Source organism: Pantoea sp. BR_17 (genome assembly GCF_041955125.1).
GTDB classification, from domain to species: Bacteria; Pseudomonadota; Gammaproteobacteria; order Enterobacterales; family Enterobacteriaceae; genus Pantoea; species Pantoea stewartii.
Map to the genome: position 1 here is coordinate 1 of NZ_JAVAXT010000007.1, position 21,185 is coordinate 21,185.

At 37.4% G+C, this 21,185-nt stretch carries 20 protein-coding genes and 1 tRNA gene; 8 read left to right on the plus strand and 13 right to left on the minus strand.

The genetic code is table 11. The features are described 5' to 3' along the window. Positions 1-111 precede the first annotated feature (111 nt). The 8 genes from RAC60_RS12105 (at position 112) to RAC60_RS12140 (ending at position 10,495) form a co-directional block, all read left to right on the plus strand. Positions 112-1,149, plus strand: coding sequence for a DNA cytosine methyltransferase (locus RAC60_RS12105; RefSeq protein ID WP_375093831.1), 1,038 nt, complete (start codon positions 112-114; stop codon positions 1,147-1,149). Further along, positions 1,085-4,189 carry an ATP-binding protein gene (locus tag RAC60_RS12110; RefSeq protein WP_375093833.1) on the plus strand — a complete coding sequence of 1,035 codons (3,105 nt, stop codon included), beginning with the start codon at positions 1,085-1,087 and terminating at the stop codon, positions 4,187-4,189. The genes RAC60_RS12105 and RAC60_RS12110 overlap by 65 nt, the downstream gene beginning before the upstream one ends. 4 nt (positions 4,190-4,193) lie before the next feature. Then, entirely contained in the window at positions 4,194-5,915 is a 1,722-nt protein-coding gene (locus RAC60_RS12115) for a response regulator receiver domain (protein WP_375093835.1), read from the plus strand. A 196-nt stretch (positions 5,916-6,111) separates the two neighbouring features. Then, positions 6,112-6,504, plus strand: a complete 393-nt coding sequence (locus RAC60_RS12120) for a hypothetical protein (protein ID WP_375093837.1) — start codon at positions 6,112-6,114, stop codon at positions 6,502-6,504. Positions 6,505-6,513: 9 nt separating this feature from the next. Then, the gene (locus RAC60_RS12125; protein WP_375093838.1) at positions 6,514-7,614 is read left to right on the plus strand and encodes a relaxase/mobilization nuclease domain-containing protein; all 1,101 of its coding nucleotides are present in this window, start codon (positions 6,514-6,516) and stop codon (positions 7,612-7,614) included. 296 nt (positions 7,615-7,910) lie between these two features. Beyond that, entirely contained in the window at positions 7,911-8,492 is a 582-nt protein-coding gene (locus tag RAC60_RS12130) for a DUF4755 domain-containing protein (RefSeq protein ID WP_375093840.1), read from the plus strand. A gap of 276 nt (positions 8,493-8,768) precedes the next feature. Then, positions 8,769-9,530 (plus strand): hypothetical protein, encoded by a 762-nt coding sequence (locus RAC60_RS12135; RefSeq protein WP_375093842.1) that lies wholly within the window; start codon positions 8,769-8,771, stop codon positions 9,528-9,530. A 146-nt stretch (positions 9,531-9,676) separates the two neighbouring features. After that, entirely contained in the window at positions 9,677-10,495 is an 819-nt protein-coding gene (locus RAC60_RS12140; protein ID WP_210484665.1) for a DUF4225 domain-containing protein, read from the plus strand. Here RAC60_RS12140 and RAC60_RS12145 read toward each other — a convergent pair. The 13 genes from RAC60_RS12145 to RAC60_RS12205 form a co-directional block, all read right to left on the minus strand. Beyond that, the gene (locus tag RAC60_RS12145) at positions 10,492-10,815 is read right to left on the minus strand and encodes a hypothetical protein (RefSeq protein ID WP_058707755.1); all 324 of its coding nucleotides are present in this window, start codon (positions 10,813-10,815) and stop codon (positions 10,492-10,494) included. The two genes, RAC60_RS12140 and RAC60_RS12145, sit on opposite strands and share 4 nt — an antisense overlap. A 154-nt stretch (positions 10,816-10,969) precedes the next feature. After that, the gene (locus tag RAC60_RS12150) at positions 10,970-11,377 is read right to left on the minus strand and encodes a hypothetical protein (protein ID WP_028725047.1); all 408 of its coding nucleotides are present in this window, start codon (positions 11,375-11,377) and stop codon (positions 10,970-10,972) included. 73 nt (positions 11,378-11,450) lie between these two features. Beyond that, on the minus strand, positions 11,451-11,876 hold the full coding sequence (locus tag RAC60_RS12155) for a hypothetical protein (RefSeq protein WP_105078806.1): 426 nt from the start codon (positions 11,874-11,876) through the stop codon (positions 11,451-11,453). Then, positions 11,877-13,508, minus strand: a complete 1,632-nt coding sequence (locus tag RAC60_RS12160; RefSeq protein ID WP_375093844.1) for a DNA-binding protein — start codon at positions 13,506-13,508, stop codon at positions 11,877-11,879. Then, positions 13,505-14,818 carry a tyrosine-type recombinase/integrase gene (locus RAC60_RS12165; protein WP_375093845.1) on the minus strand — a complete coding sequence of 438 codons (1,314 nt, stop codon included), beginning with the start codon at positions 14,816-14,818 and terminating at the stop codon, positions 13,505-13,507. The genes RAC60_RS12160 and RAC60_RS12165 overlap by 4 nt, the downstream gene beginning before the upstream one ends. Continuing rightward, complete coding sequence (locus RAC60_RS12170) at positions 14,805-16,025, minus strand: tyrosine-type recombinase/integrase (protein WP_375093847.1); 1,221 nt, start codon at positions 16,023-16,025, stop codon at positions 14,805-14,807. Before RAC60_RS12170 ends, RAC60_RS12165 begins: the two co-directional genes overlap by 14 nt. A 315-nt stretch (positions 16,026-16,340) precedes the next feature. Then, a complete protein-coding gene (locus RAC60_RS12175; protein WP_375093849.1) occupies positions 16,341-16,964 on the minus strand; it encodes a hypothetical protein in 624 nt (207 codons plus the stop codon). Between the two features lie 40 nt (positions 16,965-17,004). After that, positions 17,005-17,217, minus strand: coding sequence for an AlpA family transcriptional regulator (locus RAC60_RS12180; RefSeq protein WP_111208571.1), 213 nt, complete (start codon positions 17,215-17,217; stop codon positions 17,005-17,007). A gap of 307 nt (positions 17,218-17,524) precedes the next feature. Then, on the minus strand, positions 17,525-18,145 hold the full coding sequence (locus tag RAC60_RS12185) for a zinc ribbon domain-containing protein (protein ID WP_112899915.1): 621 nt from the start codon (positions 18,143-18,145) through the stop codon (positions 17,525-17,527). A gap of 80 nt (positions 18,146-18,225) precedes the next feature. Then, positions 18,226-19,038 carry a DUF6387 family protein gene (locus tag RAC60_RS12190; RefSeq protein ID WP_054634382.1) on the minus strand — a complete coding sequence of 271 codons (813 nt, stop codon included), beginning with the start codon at positions 19,036-19,038 and terminating at the stop codon, positions 18,226-18,228. 14 nt (positions 19,039-19,052) lie between these two features. After that, positions 19,053-20,237 (minus strand): tyrosine-type recombinase/integrase, encoded by a 1,185-nt coding sequence (locus tag RAC60_RS12195; RefSeq protein WP_375093851.1) that lies wholly within the window; start codon positions 20,235-20,237, stop codon positions 19,053-19,055. Positions 20,238-20,401: 164 nt separating this feature from the next. After that, a tRNA-Arg gene (locus RAC60_RS12200) sits at positions 20,402-20,478 on the minus strand. A 94-nt stretch (positions 20,479-20,572) separates the two neighbouring features. Further along, complete coding sequence (locus RAC60_RS12205; RefSeq protein ID WP_375093853.1) at positions 20,573-21,076, minus strand: DUF1198 family protein; 504 nt, start codon at positions 21,074-21,076, stop codon at positions 20,573-20,575. Positions 21,077-21,185: the final 109 nt, after the last annotated feature.

Sequence of the window (21,185 nt, forward strand, 5' to 3'; positions counted from 1 at the left end):
ATGAATGTTAGTTGGATTGATGTGTTATAGCATGACAAAGTGTATAGTAAGTTTACTTCAACAAGACAGAGGTGGCTACTAACATTATGATTTTAAGGGATAAATATATTAATGAAGGTTATTGATTTTTTCTGTGGTTGTGGTGGAGCCAGTAAAGGTTTTGAACTGGCAGGCTTTAGTATAGCTCTTGGAATCGACCAAGACAAAAGCGCTGCTGACAGCTACAAAGCAAACTTTCCTAATACTGCTTTTATCCAAGATAACATCATGAACATTAAAGCAAGGCATATTGCAGAAAAAATTCCAAACTGGAAAGAATGTGACCTGGTTTTTTGTGCCTGCGCTCCTTGTCAACCTTTTTCCTCACAAAATAAAAATCGTCATAGCGGAGACATTCGCAAGTCATTGTTAAGTCAGACAAAGAGATTCATACGTGCATTTAGACCTGCATATATTTTCATCGAAAACGTGCCAGGATTGCAGAGTGTGAAACTTTCAGAGAATGGGCCATTTGCTGATTTTTTAAAGTTTATAAAGCGCTTTGATTATCACTATGAATATCGGGTAATATCTAGTGAGTTCTATGGTGTACCTCAGCAGCGTAAACGTTTAGTGGTCCTAGCCAAGTTAAAGGGAAAACCAGTTTTTCCAAATCCTACTCATGGAGATAGAGAACATCCTTTTGCAACTGTAAGAGACTACATAGGTCAACTTCCGCCTCTCCAAGCAGGTGAAACTGATCCTAACGATCCCTTACACACAGCAGCAATGGTTACTTCAAAAAACATTAGACGGTTAAAACACACTCCAGAAGGAGGAGATCGCCGTCACTGGCCAGAGGATTTGTGGCTTAAATGTCACAAAACTTATGACGGTCATACAGATGTATATGGAAGAATGAGCTGGGACACTCCATGTAAAACATTAACTACAAAATGTACGAGTATTTCAAATGGACGATTTGGACATCCAGATATAACACAGCATAGAGCCATCACATTTCGTGAGGCTGCATTGCTACAAACGTTTCCAGAAAAGTTCCAGTTTATCGGAAATCGAGTTTCCAAATCAAAGCAAATCGGAAATGCAGTCCCAGTTCTATTGGCGCAATGCTTTGCGGAAGCTATATGGAAACAATATTACAAATAGATTAGGAGGGGTTAGTTTTACTGACCAAACTCTATTCATGGCGCAGATAAAAACAAAAGCCAGAGCACTTGATATGCTTGGCAGACAACAAATTGCTGGAATTCCCACGGCTTTGAGTGAGCTTTTCAAAAATGCTCATGATGCCTATGCAGACAATGTTGAAGTAGATTATATCAGAAAAAAAAACCTTCTCATCCTTCGAGACGATGGTTTAGGGATGACTAGAGAGGAATTTGAAGAACGTTGGTTAACTATTGGAACCGACAGTAAACTTACGGATGAAGACAGCATCGGTATGCCTGAAGTTGATTTGGCTAAAACAGCTCGCCCAATTATGGGAGAGAAAGGAATTGGTAGATTAGCCATTGCATCGATTGGCCCACAAGTGTTAGTTATTACTAGATCACGTCGAAATAATAAAAATGGAAATATAGTTATAGCATTTGTTAACTGGACTTTATTCTCTCTTCCAAAATTAAATCTTGAAGATATAAACATACCAATAATAGAGCTTGATAAAAATGTTGTTTTAGAAAAAACTCATATTGAAAAGCTTTTAAATGATGCATTGGAAAACATCAAAAGCTTTGCAGGAAAAATATCACAGAATAAAATTGATATTCTTGTTAAACAAATTAAACAATTTGATTACGATCCTAAATTCTGGAATTCGGCACTTAATAATTTAGATGAAAGCCTAAACTTAAAAAGAAAGCATCTATCTTTAATTGATAATCACGGTGGGACACATTTTATTATAGCTCCAGTTGAAGAAATATTAGCAGATGATATAGAAAGTTTTGCTACTGCCAGACGAACAGACCAAGCATCAAGGTTAGAAAAATCACTTCTTGGTTTTACCAATACTATGTATGAAAATGCGCATCCCCCTATTGTTGCACGTTTTCGAGATCACACTTTAACAGGTGAATGCATAGACCGGATTAGTGAATCTGTTTTTTTTACTGCAAATGAATTCGAAATTGCAGACCATCATTTTCAAGGTATATTTAACGAATTTGGTCAATTCTCAGGTATTCTTAAAGTCTACGGTGAAGAAAAAGAAATTGTCGTTTCTTGGCCAGATGGCGCCAATAAAGAAGTCCTGTGTGGTCCATTTAGTCTTAATCTTGCTTACGTTCATGGCGCACAAAAAGATACCAGGGTCCCTCAGGATGTTTGGAAAGAATTGAGAGATAAAACGGACAGGATAGGTGGATTATACATTTATCGCGATGGAATACGTATATTACCATATGGTGATTCTGATGTAGATTTCCTTAGAATAGAGCAGCGTCGTTCTAAAAGTGCAAGTGAGTATTTCTTCTCTTATCGTCGTATGTTTGGTGCAATAGAACTTACGAAAAAAAACAATGCCGATTTAAAAGAAAAAGCAGGTCGTGAAGGTTTTATCGAAAATAAAGCCTACAAACAACTAAAAGCAATATTAGAGAACTTTTTTATTCAGATAGCGAGCGATTATTTCAATGATAAAGGTGATCATTCTTCAACTTTCATTGAAAAAAGAGCTCGCCAGCAACGAGAAAATGAAATTTTAAGAAAAAGAGATGGTTATAAAAATATCAAAAGAAAAAAACTCTCTGAAAATTTGGAAAAGTTTTTTAAAAAATTAGATAATGGAGATTGGGATACAACTATCCAACTCATTGCAGATAAAGCAGATACAACTCTCACCAACTTTGATCCTAAAAGACAAGCAATAGATGACTTGGTTTTCATTATCGAACAAATTAGAATAAATGAATTTGGCAGGATTATTAGCAGTATCGAGATTTCTAAACCTTCAGGCATTGGCCTCAATAAAGAATTAGCGGAACAATGGGATTCATACCAAGTCAAAAAAGTAGAATTGCTTGAAAAGATAGAACAGATTAAACTTAAGATAAGTCATAATTTAGTCGAATATGAGGATCATTATGGGGACCGCACAGGACTGCGGCGTCGATTTAATGATTCTCTTATTCTTCAAGAGGAAAATCAGCGTAAACAGTTGAATGAAGCATACAATAAAGCTCAGAAGGTATTAGAAGATTTACAGAATCAATCACGACAATTATTGAACAAAACCAAGGAACAAGCAAAATTACAAGCATCCGAGGCACTTAAAGAATTTCATTCAACCAGCTTTCAAGGCATTACTACTAAGCAACTTTTTCAGTTAAAAAATGATTTAGAAAATCGAATTGATAAGTCATCTAAAGAAGTCATAAATAATATAAATCTCATAACAGAGCGCTTATTATCAGCAAAAGAAGGAAGTGAACAGAATGCAACCTCTTCAACTGAAGTAATATCTATACTTGAAACTGAATATGAACATCTTAAAGAGCAAAACGAACAAAACTTACATCTAACACAGTTAGGGATGGCATTAGGTGTTTTAGGGCATGAATTTAACAATAATATTTTATCTTTGCGTAGAAATCTTAATGAAATGCAACCTTTTGCTGCCCGCAACGAAAAATTTAAGATGATTTATGAAAGAGTTCGTGTAGGTTTTGAACATTTAGACGCTTATTTAAAAACACTCATGCCATTAACTAGACGTATTGGGCGCCGCCGCACCCTGATCACTGGTAAAGCCATTAGTGAGTTTATTTCATCCGTCTTTGAAGAAAGGTTTGAAAAAGAGAACATAACTGTTAAATACACTTCTCGCTTTTACAAACAAAGTATCGTAACTTTTACCTCAACTTTATACCCTGTCTTTATAAATGTAATTGATAATGCTATTCACTGGGTTACGCGAAGCACCGGAGAAAAAGTTATTACTCTTGATGCAACAAAAAAAGGCTTTATGATACAAGACTCAGGTCCCGGTATTCCTACTATCGATCAGCATAATGTTTTTGAATTTGGTTTTAGTCGACGTGTCGGCGGTCAAGGGATGGGTTTATATATTGCTCAACAAACATTAAATAGAGAAAATTTTGATATTATTTTAGAGCCATATAGGCCTGATACTGGGGCTGTGTTTAGGATAGAACCAACTAAAGAACATGAGATAGAAACGGAGTAATATCGTGAATACAGGTCCATTTTTTGAATCATCAAAAGACATTGTAAAAAATTTTTTAAACAGCGTTGTAGCAGTGGATGATGGACTATTTCTCGGGAAATCAAGAAATTCTCCTCATATCCAAAGCCCTGTTAACATAGAAAGTGACTCAGACTCTTTTGACGCACCTGAAAATGATACAGGTCTGGGTATATATAATGGTGATTTCGGATTCTCAGAACAGGATGTAAGTTTTTTAGAGGAATCACACCAGCTTGATTACCAAAGTTTATCACTTGCATTTGCTGAGCATGGAATTAACTGCTGCGGTTTCATACCTGATGCTTTGCGTTTCCAGTCAATAGATATTGCATCTACAAAAATAATGGAATGCGCTCGACGAGCAGATATAACAATTTTAGATTGGAGTATGGATCATGATTTCAATGCTGAGCCGGGAACTCTTGCTAAAGCAAGCATTGAGAAAATTATAAACAATGATCAGGAACAAAGCGGGCGTTTACGTCTTATCGTTATCTATACTGCCGAACAAGATATAAATGCTATAGCAAGTAACATAAAAAATCATTTACACTCTTCTGACTCAAACGGTATTAAAGCAAAATTAAAATCTAATAATATAACTTTCAAAAACTCAGATCTTGAATTTTGTCAGATAACTGTTATCAAAAAAGATGAAACGATTGAGCAACTTAAGGATAGTGTTATTGATTTATTCACAATGTTAACTATTGGTCTTCTTTCAAATGCAACTTTATCTGCATTAGGAGAACTAAGAGATAAAACTCATCATATTTTGCATACATTTAATAAGAATCTGGACCCAGCATATGTGTCACATGTACTAGGACTTCTATCCTCACCAGAAGTTAGAGAAAAAGCTCATGAAGTCGCTTTCGATTATGCTACTGAAATAATATCAGAAGAATTTAAATCTACTTTGCAAACAAGCCATAAAATAAAGAGCAATCTTAGCATATCAAAATTAAAGCAATGGGCAGATAAAATTGCTAAAACTGAGCCAAACAATCTAATTCGCATTAATATTGCTAAAAATGAAATTAATATAACATCTGATAGAATGAAAAGACTTCTGGAAGCATCAACTGAAGTAGGATTACAAGCGATACTATCGGAACAACCAGTCATTTGCAATTTAAAAAACTTCAGAAATTCATTGATACAAATTAATTTGACTGGGAAGAATCATTTCCCGCATGAACACTTGAGTTCTATAGAGTGTAAGAGAAGGGATGTTTTATCTTTAAAGCTTGACAACCATGCTCCGACTATAAAGCAAGGCACTATAGTACAAAAGGGTACCGATTACTTTATATGTATGCAACCTTTATGTGACACAGTTCGCATTCATGAGGATAGAAATTTTATTTTCTTAAAAATTATTAAAGTAGACTCTTCAAGCGGATTCACTCATGTTATTAGAGATTCCAAAAATGGGTTTCTTAAATTTAACATCAAGCCAGGAAGTAAGAATCTGCAACTATTCACATTTAGTCCTGATACAGAAAGCAACACAATTAAAGCCGTAATTCATCGAGATAAATATAAGATCAAGTATAAAAATGGTAATAGAGAAAGCTTTCTTATATGGCATGGTGAACTCAAAGCAACGGTAGCTCAAGCAATTGCTAATAAACTGGCAGAACAAATATCTCGCGTTGGCTTAGATACTAATGAATGGTTGCGTTCAAGCGCAAAAAACTAAGTTATTTAAAATTTAATAAGCAAGGGCTAACTGAGCGATGCTCAGTTGCCTTGCTTTTTCCGCCCTTCGGTTGAAAAAGAAAGATCAAAGCCACCCCAAAATCAAACCCCAACCCATTGACGAAATTGATCTTTATGGTATTTATTATAGTTAGCATATGGATATGCTATTAATCAAAATATCAAAAGGAGTTGATATGAAAAAAAACAATATTATATTCGACGATGAGTTCCCTTCTTCATTTACCAATGATCCTGCCGTCAAAAAATTACCCCCTAATCGTCTTCGCATACACTCAGTGACAGTTAGATTAAATGAGGTTGAGCTGAGCAAAGTAAACCAGTCCAGAGGCCAGCTCAGCAAAAGCAGTTGGCTGAGATCTTCAGCTTTTCAGCAACTACCCCCTTCTGTTCCCGAAATCAACAAAGAAGCCTGGCAGGAGCTTACTGGTTCCCTACAGAAACTCAATGACCTTACTTCGTTCCTGCTTCGCAGAGGCGAAGATGCTCAGCCACTATCGCAGGAAGTAAGCGCTTTAAAATTGAAACTGTCGCATGTGAGAGATGCTCTGCTGACTCTTGAAAAGTGATCATCCAAGATGAAGGGTATGAATAAAATAAAAAGGGGAAAAAACTTCCGAGGAGTCATCTCGTATGCACTTGCCCCTGCTCCTCATCATATGACTACACCAATGGTGATTGGTGGCAATCTTGTAGGCATTACTGTAGACGAGCTGACCGCCGAGTTCGTGAAGACTCAGAAGCTTAGAGAGGATGTTACGAAACCAGTTTGGCATAACTCCCTTCGTCTCCCTTTTGGTGAATCACTCACAAATCAACAATGGAGGAACATTGCTGACGACTACATGAGGCGAATAGGCTTCTGTGACACTCACCTTCGTTGTTATGTCCTCCACGACGATGAAGCTGGACAGCACATACATATTATTGCTTCGCGCATAAACGTTTTAGCAGATGGCCAGCTTTACTTGGGTAAGAACGAAAACCTGATAAGCACCCGTGTAATCCAAGATCTTGAGCGAGACCACAAACTCACTCAAACGAAAGGTCCCTCTCCTGCTAAATCGCCCAAGAAGCAAAGGAAGCTCACTCGTAACGAAAAGATGATGCAGGACAGAACCGGAGAGAAACCTTCTAAAAAAGTGATACAGGAAGCTGTGGATGCGATCCTTACCTTCTTCCCTACCATCACTATCGAAGACTTCATATATGAATTACAAAAGCAAAACATATCAGCGACAGCAAACATCGCATCTACAGGCAAGATGAACGGTTTTTCATTTGAGCATCAGGGAGTCGCTTTTAAGGCATCACAGCTCGGTAAGGCATACAGTTGGTCAAACATGAGTAAGCGAATCACAGTGACTCAACCTATAGAGGCTGTTGCTCCTGAATCGATTGCCGACAAAGAAAACGTTTCGAATCCGATTGAAGTTCATCCCACAGCTATCCCCCTTACGGCAAATTCCAGAGAACATATCCGGTCTCACTGGTTGCAGTGGATACCTTACCTTGACGAGCTTGTTGCCAGTTTAAAAGCTGTTGGCTCAACGATTCTCAATCCTCTCAAAAGAAATGTCATCTATACAGCAATACGAACCAGCAACTCTGAAGCACTAGAGATTTCTGAGGTAAATTTTGAAAATTCAGCGTTAAAAAACGTTTTCAAACGACCTTAAAGAGCTAGTTTTCAGCGAGTTGAAACCACTCACCAAGTCAAACTCCATAAATATTTTCATTCTTTTTCATATCGATAGGCAAAAACGATCGATCGTTATTACTGATCAATAAAATACTCATGATAGATAAAAACTATCAAAAGAAAGCGATCGATCGGTACAAATGATTTGCTAGACCCCATTTCCAAGCCGTAATGTAACTTCAAACGAAACCACATAGCACACTGATTTATCAGCAGAATAAGCTGATGCATACGTGCGCCTTCAATTCAGTGAAACTAACCTTGGATGAACATATGACAGCAATAACTGAAGTAAAACAGCCCAACTTCCTTATGATGAAACGGGTGTGGATTGCTATTGCACTTCCGATTGTCATTTTCTATTTCTCTGGAATTCAGGGTTTGGTCCAGCTTGCAATCGTATGGGTTTTCGCAAGCATCATGCTCTTGATGTTTGCTTATAAAAAATTCCGAATTAAGAAGTGGAATGCCAGCACCAGAGATGTGTTCGGAGAGTCTGACGGCATGTGGAGCCATGAGTTCGGTCCTACTGCTATGAAGCTCGATGAAAAACGGGGACTGATCCATCTCAAGGAAGAGAACAAACAAAAGACCTATCCGTTCTCAGCAATCAAAGAGTGGCGATACAATTTGTCTACTACGAGAGAACGGGCTGGTATCAACAAAGAACTCGACCGCACTCATGATTTCAGAGAATCGGGCTTTTACATCGCAGTGGATGATGTTCAGTTTCCAGAATGGAGAGTAATGTTCTTTCCCCAAAAGGGTGACTTTAACTCACAAGAAGGCATCCGGGATACGGAACTGCAACTTAAGCGCTGGATGCATATCTTTGACAATGTAATTAATAGATAAAAATTTAATGCATTGCTTATCAGTAACTTAAAAAAACCAATCACCCGATTGGTTTTTTTTCAATTGTAAAGTTGAGCTTAACAATTCCTGTATGTAATATGTTTCCAAGCACTTATGCGGTAGTAAAAAGGTTTGAGCACTAAATACGAGTAAACCAATGAATTCAAAGTAAATAGTTAACAACTCCAAAGTTAGTCTAATTAGCCTTTGATTATTTAAGTGATTAAAATAAAGATGAACAATAGGAATAAGCCTACAGTCAATAAGGATAAAAACATGTTAAATCAGCGCCTTATCACTCTAAGAAATAATAACTCTGATAAAGCATTGGATAAAGAACATAAAGACAAAGAAGCACAACGATATTTTAAGGAAAAAACTGCGAATGAGTACATAAAACAACTACTTAACTCGCCTGAAAAAGAATTTTTGACTAATAGAGATTATGCAGTCCTCAAAGAATCATATGATAAAGCACATGATATAAGGAAATTTGAAATTGATCTATATTGGAAAAGAACAACTTACGTATGGACTCTGATTGCATCATTGATAACTGTGACGGGATTACTACTTACTGCATATTACCGACTCCCTTCAGATTCTGATGTAAAAAATGCTCTCATATATATGGTTGAAGGTGTTGCAGTGTTAGGAGTTATAATAACCATCATCGGTTCAAAAATAATACAAGGCAGCGAATTCTGGCAAAAGAACTGGGAATATCATGTCAGCCTGTTAGAACCATTATTTTCAGGAAGAATATACACCACTTTAGTCAATAAAAGAGCAAATCGCTTTTCAATATCAAAACTTAATTTTGCTCTTTACCTTCTCTTTTTAGGTGTATGGCTTTCGTTATCTGAAGGTGTGTTTTTAATTACATATCCTGGAGTAGATGCAAATAACTTCTTTGTGATTCTAGGTATATTTTCTTTGGCTGTGTTTTTTATATCAGTTCTTATAGATATATTTACATATCGAAAACCAAGTGAGAACAAAATTTCAATTAATCATTGGTCAGTCAAAATAAAATGAAAACGACTATTAATAGTTAATGATGCTGTCAATAAAAAGGTTAATAAAAAATGGTTTATTCTCACTTGTCTTTACTTATGACTAAAGTTATTTTAGGGTCTGCCATGAATAACTATCACAAGTGACATTAACACAAAGGTATCGTTATGGATAACTACTGGGACAGGAACAGACAATCAAACTACTTTCTAAGTATGGCAAGTCTTGAGGCTAATCACTTAGTCAATGTTGCCACATCCCTCTCACAGTTCCATCTCAAGGATGCGCTCGTCCGTGTAAGGTTCCAGGATGAAATAAGGGAGTTCACCCGCTTGCAGATTCAGACTATCCGCACTTCTACCACGGATGATAAGTGTCAGGAGTGTATCCAAAATCTCAAGCAAGAAGCCCAAAACCTAAAGATTCAGGACAGGATGCTTAGAACAGGAGAAGCCGTAGTTTCGTCTTCTGTGAAGTTTTACCATGACCATGAAAAGATCATTGGCTATGTCATCGACGGCATCGGAGTTGTTCTTGGGACTGTTCAGTTAGTGGCTGGGGTAGGCTTGTTTGCTGGATCACTGTTCAGTGGAAATGTTATCGGTGTTGTTGCTGGTTCTGCATTGATTGCTAATGGTGCAGGTTCAATGGCGGAAAGCATAGATAAGTTAAGAGGAGTTTCAAACCCTACTAATCCGGTGATTGAAGCTTATCAGGATGTAGCTGAATTTTTTGGATTTGATAAACGCCTGGGTCTGCTTGCTTACCAAGTGGTTGATCTCACTACATCTTACTACGGAATTTTCAAACTGACTTTGAAACCCGAGGCTTGGAGAATATTCAAGTATCTCCCAACTGATTACTATCGCCAAGTGCAGATGATGAGCAAACAAGACTTGGCTTTAAAAGGTGCAACAGCAGTCTGGAAAGGTAGCGCTATAGGTGTGAACCTCTACCAGATGAATCACAACCAAAATGGAAACTAACTTTTGCTATTACTTGCAAACCTGTGTGCTTTCCAGGCCAGATTCATTGGTATGACAAAGTAAACAATTATGGCACCGATGATAAGGACGATAGCATAAGAAATCAGGCTTTCTTTATGCCCTTTCGCTATACCATAAATGAAAATTGATAAAATAATGAGCATGGAAATTATACCAGCCCAAAAGCGCTTGCTCAGCTCCTGAATGAGAGACTGAAGTGTATCTGATTTGTTCTCATCTCGGGTAAGAATTTCATTAAGCTTGCGGATATCCTTTGCCGAAAATCCATTCTGAAGGAGCTTTTGCTCAAAATCGTTCATTTCATCATCCTGAAAAGTCATAAGATAAAAGAAAATATATCATACATTAAAGCTGAGATGCCATATGATCCATTTGCAGAACACTCGCCCTAAGTTAAGTGTAAAGATCATATGGCATAGTTATTGTATCGCCATACTGAATAAAAAGTATATCCTAAACCCTTTTCTTCATTTTGAAACCATCTGATTTAAGCTCTGGTGAAGGCGTAAAGCTCTGTTTTTGAGTAGCAAATATTCTTTCTACTTCATACTCATTCCAGATAATGTATTCGATGATAAACTTGTAGAAATACAGCACTCGTTCGAGACTGACTGTTGAAGGTATTGTATAGAAGTTTGGACTGAGCAAAGCCGAACTCAAAACTGCAATAATGTTGCTTGGTCCCTTCAGATAAGGATTCTGATAGTCTTGCTGATACTTCAAAAAGTATCCTACACAGAACAGGTAGGCATCTTTTACGATTTTTTCTTTATTGCAGTCTGATTCATCGTATCTAAGAATGAAGCGATTAAGGAGTATCAAAAACTTCTGATCTGGCAAATATCTGTTTAATTTATTCATAGTAGCATCCTTGCTGTTGTGAATGTCATCCTGACATTTAAAGAAATATCATAATATTCAATCATGTCAATAGCTAAAACCTATCAATTTCTATTTGAATATCTTTTTTAGGTAAAGGACGATTAAGCTCCTCGATTGTTATTTGCTTTAAATGAGAGTTATACAGCCATATCTTAAACTGCTCTAAATATTTGTTATTCAATGCTATCAAAGCTTCGTTTTCAGTTTCGAGCCTTTTTATTCTCTGACAAGCAATCTTTAAATTAGCAGGTTTAACCGCACATGTTTCTTTCACACCAGACTTGAGAAGCTCCTTTTTTGAATTAAAACAATCCGCAATTTTAACATGACAACTTAAAGATTGCCTCGAAGGTCTCTTCCCAATGATCTTTATCAACTGGTCGCATAAAGCCTCCCAGGTCAGCTTCTCATCGTCATTCCAGGTATTAATAACTTTCATTATCAATTTTTCATCATAACCAGTAATGTGTTTAGCCATTTATTCTCCTTTTATTATTTTAGTTTGAAATTTATACCATTTATCAGCATTAACATTCCCATCATTTTTATCATAATTGGTTTTTTCAAGAATTTTAGTGTGTATCATCATTAGTTGGCCATCATCCGTTCCAGAGTCTTGTAAGGGATAATAACTACAAGGCTCAAAAACATATGAGTGCTTGCAGTAGCCATGCTTAGTGACGAGCACAGCTCCATCATTTAATAAATCGAAATCAGTTATGTCCATAACAGCTATTTCTTTTTTCCTATGGCTATTACCGGCTCCGATTGAAGTTTTATCTTTCATGAGATTGATCATTTGTAAGTGTGATCGGTGATCGTAGGAAACATTTTGTGAGACCAACTTCCTTCCAGACCATCTGGCGATGCTAAACTCGTCCATACCATTGATCTGAGAAAACGTATTAAGTAGATGTCTTAATTGATGGGTCCTAAGCGAATACGGGCTACCATCTTCGTTAACATAACCGTGTCTTTTAAACAAGTTTGTAGTGCCTTTGATACTTGCAAAGGCATCAATATCCGATCTAAAAAACTGAGCAGTGGGTCTGAACAAAGGTGCCAAATGATTGCTCGTTTTCTTACATAATTGTCCCTCAAATAACAGACACAAAGCATTTGAATATTTGATTTTCTTATCTTCATCATACCAGGGAAAATTTTGAGGTTTTTTACTAAAGAGTTCATATCTGTATGACTCAGGAACCTTCCCTTCCATCGTTTTGGCAACAAACCTTGGATGGGTGGACAACTTTCTCAACCGGGTTATGGCCTTTTTAGCTACAGGAACCATTACTGAAGGAATCCATTTGATGTCTCCAGCATACCCCTTCGCTGAAAAAAACCTTAAACCATATCGTTTAATGCCGTTCTCATCATGCTCTGTAATCTCACAATCCGCAGGAAGGCTTAATATTTCCGAGATTCGTCCTGGTGCACACATCAGCAGTGCAAGAACAGAGGTTGTGAAAATGTCCCTCACAGACAGTTGGCTTTCATCTTTTGAGAAAATCTCCGCAATGGCTATGACGGACTTTATATCTGGTAATTTGGAATGCCCTTCCAGCGAAGGTTCATAACCTTGCCAACTTTGAGTTATTTTATGCCTTAACGGATTTACCCAAAAAAAGTATGATGAGCTTATCATTCTGTTTTCACTCAAAAATAAACATAGTTTCTCAAGTTCCTTACCAATTCCAACTGCTGTTAATTTCGTATATTTAGCCGTTGCTACTCTTACACACTCATCAAAAATGTTATTATTACACTTGACTACGTTAGCTTCACCGTATGATTTCAATAACACAAACTCAACGATCTTCAACATTGCCAAAGCATTCTGGTTTAACTTTGACTTGTCAAACGAGTGAATATGAAACATATAAGCCTTAGCAAAATCAATAAAACTACCATCTAATTTATCTTTACTATTTCGATTATTGTTGATATCAAACTTATTGAATCTGTAGCACCCCTTCCATACATTGTTTTCCCATGAACTGGCTAACTTAGAGTTGAAAACATTACCCTTGCAAAATTTAATAAAATCCTCAACATTTAAATTTGGATTGTTAGCATTGATTGGCTCGAATAAAATCACATTGGTCATTCAGAACTCCAGGCTCTAAAGTTTTTGCAGGTAAAACACTCTACGTGTTCGTGTTTACAATCAGTGAATCCAAAAGAATTTAAAACATATTCTGTAAAGAGCTTCTTGTTCTGTGTGCTATCGCTACCCTGAAATATCTTAGATAGAGGTTCAAAAAATGAATGAAGTTTCATATCAATATCGTGAACATTGTCTGGGATATTTTTTACATATATTCCTGATGAATTAATAGATTTATGGTCTAATGCTTTAGCTATCACTTCAACTGAGGCTCCTTCCTTTGCTAAACGTGATCCAAGGGTATACCTGAATCGTCTTGCATTCAGCTTTATAGGATTATGGGTTCTTGATGACTTGATATTAAATTTAGTGGTGATTTCATCTAATTCTTTAGAGATAAATGAATTTTTCATATGTAAATAATCAGTTGCCATAATGGTCTCTAAACTTTGACCAGACTGAATTGATATAGACTTTTTGGCGTCCATGAATATAGGTAATTCATTTTTTATATGACCAATACTCTGATTCATACTATCTTCAATATATTTTTGATTCATGTTAATCAAGGTTGTAAGTTTTTCATTAAGGCAGTTATCGATACTTACCATGCTAAACTCACTTCTAAAGTCCTTCCTTTGTTTAACTTTCGGTATATTCAGAAAGCAACCTTCTCCCGTTCTGATGAGATCTTTCGCTTTTAAGGAAGTTAACTGTAAAGGCCTCCTTCCTGTTGTTGCTAAAAGAATGACATAGCAATAAAGATACATGGGAATTTTATCTTCTTTTAAAAAATTGCTGATACTCTTAAGAACGATTTCCAGCTCTTCCTCAGTTAGCGGTCCAGTATTTGGGTCTCTTCGTTTAACGGCTTCTCCTGTCAAATTAGTTTTAATTTTTATTTTTTCCAACATTCTTAGAGCGGAGTTTTCTACTCCCACATAACCGAGTTTTTTCCACTTCGTTAGAAACTTCTTTATAGAATTTAGTTTATAGTTTTTTTCAGGGCCTAAACTAACATTAAATTGATAAACCGCATTAGCATCTATCGTTTTAATGTCTACCATTCCTAACCATTGACTAAAAATCTGGTTTATGTTTTTTGTGTAACCTGAACTGTATTCAGCCGAAAAGTAAGCCAAGGTAGTAAGGTAACCAATACGCATCGACTCTGGCATTTTGTCGGCAATCTTATGTGGGAAAATACAAGTCTCTTTATCTAATTGCCATTTGGTATCAGAAAGCTTGAAGCTATACCTCTGCATCGTTGCAAAAAACAGATTCTCTTTTCTTAGATTACATGTTTCCATTATATTGACCCTCAGTTATCTTTTTCAAAGATTCATAAACTCTTCCAATAACTTCCTTTTCTTTTTCTGATATATGTTTAAAATTATAGTTTTCAGGCATTTTAGAATCTTTTGACCACCCCATGAGATAGCATCTCAATCCTGATTTTCGACTGTTTTCCAAATTTGAACTATCAATTTCATTTGAATAGAAATAGTTCCATGAATGTCTCAATCTATGCCCCGATAAACTCTTTAATTCCGGGCTTGCTTTTTTAATAGTAGAAATTATTTTCTCATATGCTGAAACAGATAATGGTTCTCCTACCGTTTTACATGCGCTGTGAGTTACAAACAGGAAGTCATGTTTTTTCTTTTTAGTGATTTTACTTCTACAAGTTTGTATGTAATTGAAAATCTCCATCACTAACTCGTCTGATAATGGGATTATCCTTTCGCCAGTTTTAACTAATGGTTGATTCAGCCTCCGGTCTTCAATGCAGTCATGTCTTCTGAAGATACTCAGTGTGTTATTTCTAAGATTTAGATCATTTACTTTAAGATTTAGTAATTCACCTGCTCTCAACCCACAATTCAGTAGCAAGGTAAAAATGAGCCTGTTCCTTCCTTGAACCTCCTTCTGAAAGGGGTTTTGGCTCCCTTCGACTTCCAACAGCTTAAACAGAGTTTTTATTTGTTCTTCATTCAATGATTTGTCTTTTCTGTCGTTCATGCTGTGTGATTTATTTCGTGGGAGATGTGCTCTCAAATTTTCTATGAAAGTATCGATTTCATATCTGGCATGGATTCCCTTCATAGAATGAATCAATCCGCACAACCACTTTAGGTAATTTGAAAAAACGTGTATCCTGTAACTAAAAGTACATGTAGCAATCTGCTTTCCTTTGAGTAATCTTACATTCGTAATTTTTTGTTGATCGAATCTTTGCTTTGCATACCGTATCAGGTCATCGACTTCGGCTACACTTAGGAACCGCTTGGTTTCAATCCTATCAATGATGTTGATTTTCCTACTTTCCATAAAATTGCTAAGGATAAGTAGATTCGTTGCGACTATCTCCATCGTAGAAGCAGTCGCACTTCTGTTCCTGACATTAGTTGTGAGATAAAGGTTCTGATAGTAAACTGGTAGCAGTGTTTCTTTGTTGAGAATTAAGCAACCTCGTTCTCCATTGCTCATGACAAATTTCTTTATTTTGAATGACATTATAATAACCCTCCGAAAACTTTACATTTAGTAATCACTACGGCTTATCATTATTTTACCGACTTCAAATTTGCAATTTTATTTTGTTATATTTGGATTTATTTATAATCCATTTAGATACTTAAAAAAATTTCTTTCACGTGAAAGAAACCAGTACGGCTAGTTAAATGTAGTCATACCCGATTCAAGAAGAAAAACTAATAAAGCCTTATTGCATAAGTAATACAGCGGCACCAAAAAATAATTTGTAAAGTATTCCGTTAAATTTTACTATTTTTTAAACTTAAAACTTTACATTTTTAAAATGATGATATTTTAAATAGTAATTTGTATTGTTGTTCGTCCATTGTAAATACTTTCTACTTCATTCCAGTATTCCTCTTGAATATTTTTAGCTTTACTACGGAGTTCATCTCCCATATGAATCATCAATGCTCCTCTTTCCAACATGTCACACAGCAAAATTTTTGTTATATCTTCAGTGCTTAGCTTAAGAAGTTCAATATCATCTGTCATAAATGAATCTTCATCTGGCAGAAGATCCGGCATTGTTTTCACATAATGGTCTAGCATCCCTTTTTGCACACTTAAGCTACAGAGCAATACATGGCCTTCGCACTTTTCAGTCTCTTTCACAGCAATATTAATTTCATTCTTAGTGATTTTCTTCGATAACTTTCTGAGTAGCTCATTACATTTAATCACTGACAGTATGGTTTCATAGATATAGTTTCGGCTCTCTTCATTTAACTCAGGTAAAAACTGAAATGGATTGTATTCGCTATCTTCGAGGTAATAGCTTAAACAGGCCACGGATTTCTTACTCAATGTATTCATAGGTAATAACCTGATAGCTTCAGCATCAAAAATCTTATCAAAAGTTTTTTGACTCACAAGCCGAGAAAGGCTCCCAATATTCATGAATTCTTTGATTTCCACATTGTCCTCACTTTGTCGATGTTCTTCGTCTGGAGCCTAACTATGAAGCTGTTCTCGAATTGCTAATGGTGTCAGAAATCCACTCATCGACTTCAATCTCAATAAAAGCTACAGACCTTGCCCCCAGCTTGATAGGTTTAGGGAATTTATTTTCAGAAATCAATCGGTAAATCCATGCTTTCTTGTAACCTGTTTTATGCATGACTTCTGGTAAGCGGATAAGTCGTGTGGTTTGTTTAGTAGATGTGTTCATGATTGTATCTCCTCGTCTTGTCGATGAGTTGATACTAAGTAGACGGGAACAGGCTTTGAAGGGATGTAGTGGACATTGTTTCTTGTGGGTGATAGTTAAAGAACTATTGTGGGGGAGAATAATAATTCTTCGCACTCTCTTGACATCGATTGCATTTTATGGAAATAGATAAACTTAGATTCCGAAAACCAGTTCTCTTCCACCCTTGTGCTGTAGGACATCGAACATTTGCGGTGTAACCCACTGTATTTAATATTTCACATAGCCTGAGATTAATTTCCTTTATCACAGGCCTGGAATATTTAATTTATAAGTCCTTTAATATAGTCGGATCAAAAGGAGACCGATGTTCAGGATTTCTTGTGCAACATAATAACAATTGTTTTTTGTTTTTAGGGCCGAAATTCCTAAGTTTTAATTGCCCATCACAAAGGGGACAATCACCTCCTACTTTTGTAATGTATACATACCCGGATTTATCGGATTCGACATTTGTTCCGAAAAGTAAATGCACAAAACGAAACCTTCTCAATAAAAAACCCAAACTAAAAAGTAAAACACTAAAGCCAAGTAACAGTCCGAATAATAAATTATTGTTACTCGGGGTTCCGATTGATGTAAAAATCGTTGCTAAATTAGCCAAAAAGCCAACTAACCCTGCTACTATTAACCAAACTGTTTTTATGTGCTTGCCCATTAATTTAACAGGTTTTTCATATTTTCTATCAATTATAGCTATTGGCTTTTCATCCTTAACACCTAAATTAATAGTATTGCCCGTAAAATTATTGTATTGCCCGGCGCTAAATCCATTATCACCTGCCGTAGAGTGATTTACTTCATTTTTTATAACTCTTAAGCTCTCACCGCATTGCCCACAAAAGTTATTAGAATCGGATATTGATGAACCACATTTATTACAAAACATTGCATCCCCCTTTTTTTCAGTTTGAGCATCTAATTCTTACTACTATTGGATGATGTTATTATTACAAAGATTTTTTATAATCAGGTAAGTTTCCTCAATTGTGATAATGACAAATCGCTAAGATGACGATTCTTGTTGATGAAACTCTCAATATTTTTACTGGTTTCACCTGACAGAGCTTTCTCAGCTATTGGACGATCAGTGTCTTTGAGTTGTTCATCTCCTCGAACCTCATCTGTGAGCTTAGGATAAAGCACTCTGGAAAGGATGGTGTTTGAAAGATAAATATCTTTCAATTTTGCCCATATAAGCAGATCCAGCATTGGAAGGATACGGTAGTCAACCAACTTTAGAATTTTTCCCAGACCGAAAGCCTCTTGCTTCCTGCCCTTGATTCCATACTCTTTCCTCCATACCGGAAGTAGTGCACGAAGCGAGCCTATGATTTCGTCATCCGATGAGCTTTCGAGGTCAAAGAAGGTATACACACGGCTTTCGTTTGTTCCCAGAACAACGGCTCTCATACTTTGAGTAAGTGGCTTCTCACTGACCTCTTTCTTAAGTTGATCACTACCTTTGACAAACGATTCTTGCGAGAACATTTCAAGAGATCTTTTTAGACTTTCAATATGACCAAAGGTGACTTGTCGTATGTGCGTTTGGCTTTCTGCCAGATGAGTGTCGAGTTCAATTGTTCTACTGATTAAAGGTTTACCTGCAAGAATCTGGTCAAAATTATCATCGCCTTCCCCAAAAAACTCAATTGAATCGAGGATGTTCTTTCTTACCTGTAACTCCTTATGGAAGGCTTTTAATGTGCATAATTCGATTTCAAGATAATTATCGTAGTTGAACCATTTCTGAAGCTCTGTGTATATCTCGGCTGTTTTCATACTCAGACCTTTGGTTAATTAATATTTCTCTGCAATTCTTCGAGATAGTCGGCATACCATTGCATCATTTCACGACGCCCTTCCAGATATTGAGCATGGTTGTAGGTGCCACGAATAGTATTTCTGTCGGCATGAGCAAGCTGTGTCTCAATCCATGCACTTTCAAAGCCTTGCTCATGCAAGATCGTGCTTAGAGTATGTCGAAAGCCATGTCCTGTAGCCCTTCCTGCATAGCCGATCTTTTTGATTACCTGATTGATACTGGCTTCACTCATGCTTTTTCGTGAGTCATTTCTGCCGGGAAAAATAAATCTGAATCCGCCAGTAATCACTCTTAAGTCTTCAAGAAGCTTGAGAGCTTGATCAGATAAAGGCACCATATGTGGTCTTTTCATTTTCATGCGAGCAACAGGAATCTGCCAAAGACGTTTTTCGAAATCTATCTCGGTCCATTCTGCTGAGCGAAGCTCAATCGTCCTCAATCCAGTTAGCATGAGAAGCTGAGTAGCTATTTGAGTGATTTTGCTACCAGAATATTGCTCCAGTTGTCTCTGAAACTCGCCCAGTTCTGTTACTGACAAATGTGGAAAATGTTTTTGCTTTGGTGCTTTGAGCACACCGACTAAATCTGATACGGGATTGTGCTCAGCCCTGCCAGAAATGACTGCATAGGTAAAAATCTGGCGACATGCCTGACGGGTTTTCTTTAGCTTATCGAGAACTCCCCGTTTTTCCATCTTGCGAAAAACATCGAGCATCTCTTTTGTATTAATGTCTGCAATAGGTCTTTTACCAATGTGAGGAAAAATATCCTTCTTCAGGTATTCCAGGATGTCTGTAGCATAACCTTTTGACCATGATGGTTTCTTGTGCTCATGCCATTCAAGAGCGATAAGCTCAAAGCTGTTATTAACAGCCAAAATTTTTGCAGCCTTGATATCCTGCTTCTGCTGACTCGGGTCTCCGCCTTCCAGGAGAAGCTTCTTAGCTTCTGAGCGCTTCTGTCTGGCTTCTGCGAGGCTCAGTAACGGATATGTCCCAAACACTACCCGCTTCTCTTTACCAGCTATACGGTATTTGAGTCTCCAGCTTTTGGCTCCGTTTGGAAATATTTCAAGATACATACCACCACCATCGGAAAGTTTGTATGACTTTTCTTTTGGCTTCGCAGAGTCGATTTGTCGGGCTGTTAGCTTCATTTGGGGGCATCATTTCCATTGAACCTGTCGATGCCCCCTATCGTGCCCCCATATTGGATAAGAACGCAATAGGTGACCTTGGACCGAAATGGACCAGTTAAAAGATTTATGTTCTGATTTTTAAGGGAAAAGTAGACTTTAAGGGATGTAAACAGAAGAGAAAGTGGCGCGCCCTACAGGATTCGAACCTGTGACCTACGGCTTAGAAGGCCGGTGCTCTATCCAGCTGAGCTAAGGGCGCGGAGAGGTTGGGTCGAATTATACGGTTGAACGCTGTTACGTCAACGTTTTTGCCGCGCCGACGCAGTGAGTGCCCAGGTAATGACCAATTTTCGCTAATGTTTGTCTCGCCAGGCGCTCAGCGACACCAGGTTACTCACCTCGGCGGTTTCACCTTCCAGCTCAACGCCTTGCTGAGTCACGCGCGTATTATACTGCTTGCGTAGCGCATTAAGCTCATGACTATCCGGTTCCAGCTGGCGCAAAAAGCCCAATGCCAGCAACAACTGCTGGCGGGAAATCGTCGCGGTAAAGCCTGCCCGGCTGAGTGCGCCGTGCCAGCGCCAGAGATTTTCATCGCTGCCATCGACAATCATCACCTGCCAGATTACCAGCACTGCCGCACCATTATTCAGATGTGCTTCATTATCACCGCTGATGTAGTCGGTAAACTCTTTTGCCGCCTCCTTTCCCATCAGGGAAAGCATGGATTCGATGTGAACCGGCGGGAGTTGTAGACGCTTACTGAGCGCCTGCGCGGCATGGCGCGAACCGGCGGTCAGCAGCTGGAAGCCTATAACAAACACGACAACTAAAGTGGCGATTATTAACCAAATCATTACGTCTTCCCTTCATTTCTCTGTCTGGCATCATAAGCGTTAACCCATACTTTCGTCACGGCGAAATGTCGGTAACCACACTGTGGTCAGAATCTCTACCTGACAGCCG

Excerpts from the sequence above, each read along its gene's own strand:
- RAC60_RS12105 (WP_375093831.1), top strand. The coding sequence starts at position 112 with ATGAAGGTTATTGATTTTTTCTGTGGTTGTGGTGGAGCCAGTAAAGGT.
- RAC60_RS12110 (WP_375093833.1), top strand. The coding sequence starts at position 1,085 with ATGCAGTCCCAGTTCTATTGGCGCAATGCTTTGCGGAAGCTATATGGA.
- RAC60_RS12120 (WP_375093837.1), top strand. The coding sequence starts at position 6,112 with ATGAAAAAAAACAATATTATATTCGACGATGAGTTCCCTTCTTCATTT.
- RAC60_RS12125 (WP_375093838.1), top strand. The coding sequence starts at position 6,514 with ATGAAGGGTATGAATAAAATAAAAAGGGGAAAAAACTTCCGAGGAGTC.
- RAC60_RS12130 (WP_375093840.1), top strand. The coding sequence starts at position 7,911 with ATGACAGCAATAACTGAAGTAAAACAGCCCAACTTCCTTATGATGAAA.
- RAC60_RS12135 (WP_375093842.1), top strand. The coding sequence starts at position 8,769 with ATGTTAAATCAGCGCCTTATCACTCTAAGAAATAATAACTCTGATAAA.
- RAC60_RS12140 (WP_210484665.1), top strand. The coding sequence starts at position 9,677 with ATGGATAACTACTGGGACAGGAACAGACAATCAAACTACTTTCTAAGT.
- RAC60_RS12145 (WP_058707755.1), bottom strand. The coding sequence starts at position 10,815 with ATGAACGATTTTGAGCAAAAGCTCCTTCAGAATGGATTTTCGGCAAAG.
- RAC60_RS12150 (WP_028725047.1), bottom strand. The coding sequence starts at position 11,377 with ATGAATAAATTAAACAGATATTTGCCAGATCAGAAGTTTTTGATACTC.
- RAC60_RS12155 (WP_105078806.1), bottom strand. The coding sequence starts at position 11,876 with ATGGCTAAACACATTACTGGTTATGATGAAAAATTGATAATGAAAGTT.
- RAC60_RS12160 (WP_375093844.1), bottom strand. The coding sequence starts at position 13,508 with ATGACCAATGTGATTTTATTCGAGCCAATCAATGCTAACAATCCAAAT.
- RAC60_RS12165 (WP_375093845.1), bottom strand. The coding sequence starts at position 14,818 with ATGGAAACATGTAATCTAAGAAAAGAGAATCTGTTTTTTGCAACGATG.
- RAC60_RS12170 (WP_375093847.1), bottom strand. The coding sequence starts at position 16,025 with ATGTCATTCAAAATAAAGAAATTTGTCATGAGCAATGGAGAACGAGGT.
- RAC60_RS12180 (WP_111208571.1), bottom strand. The coding sequence starts at position 17,217 with ATGAACACATCTACTAAACAAACCACACGACTTATCCGCTTACCAGAA.
- RAC60_RS12185 (WP_112899915.1), bottom strand. The coding sequence starts at position 18,145 with ATGTTTTGTAATAAATGTGGTTCATCAATATCCGATTCTAATAACTTT.
- RAC60_RS12190 (WP_054634382.1), bottom strand. The coding sequence starts at position 19,038 with ATGAAAACAGCCGAGATATACACAGAGCTTCAGAAATGGTTCAACTAC.
- RAC60_RS12195 (WP_375093851.1), bottom strand. The coding sequence starts at position 20,237 with ATGAAGCTAACAGCCCGACAAATCGACTCTGCGAAGCCAAAAGAAAAG.
- RAC60_RS12205 (WP_375093853.1), bottom strand. The coding sequence starts at position 21,076 with ATGATTTGGTTAATAATCGCCACTTTAGTTGTCGTGTTTGTTATAGGC.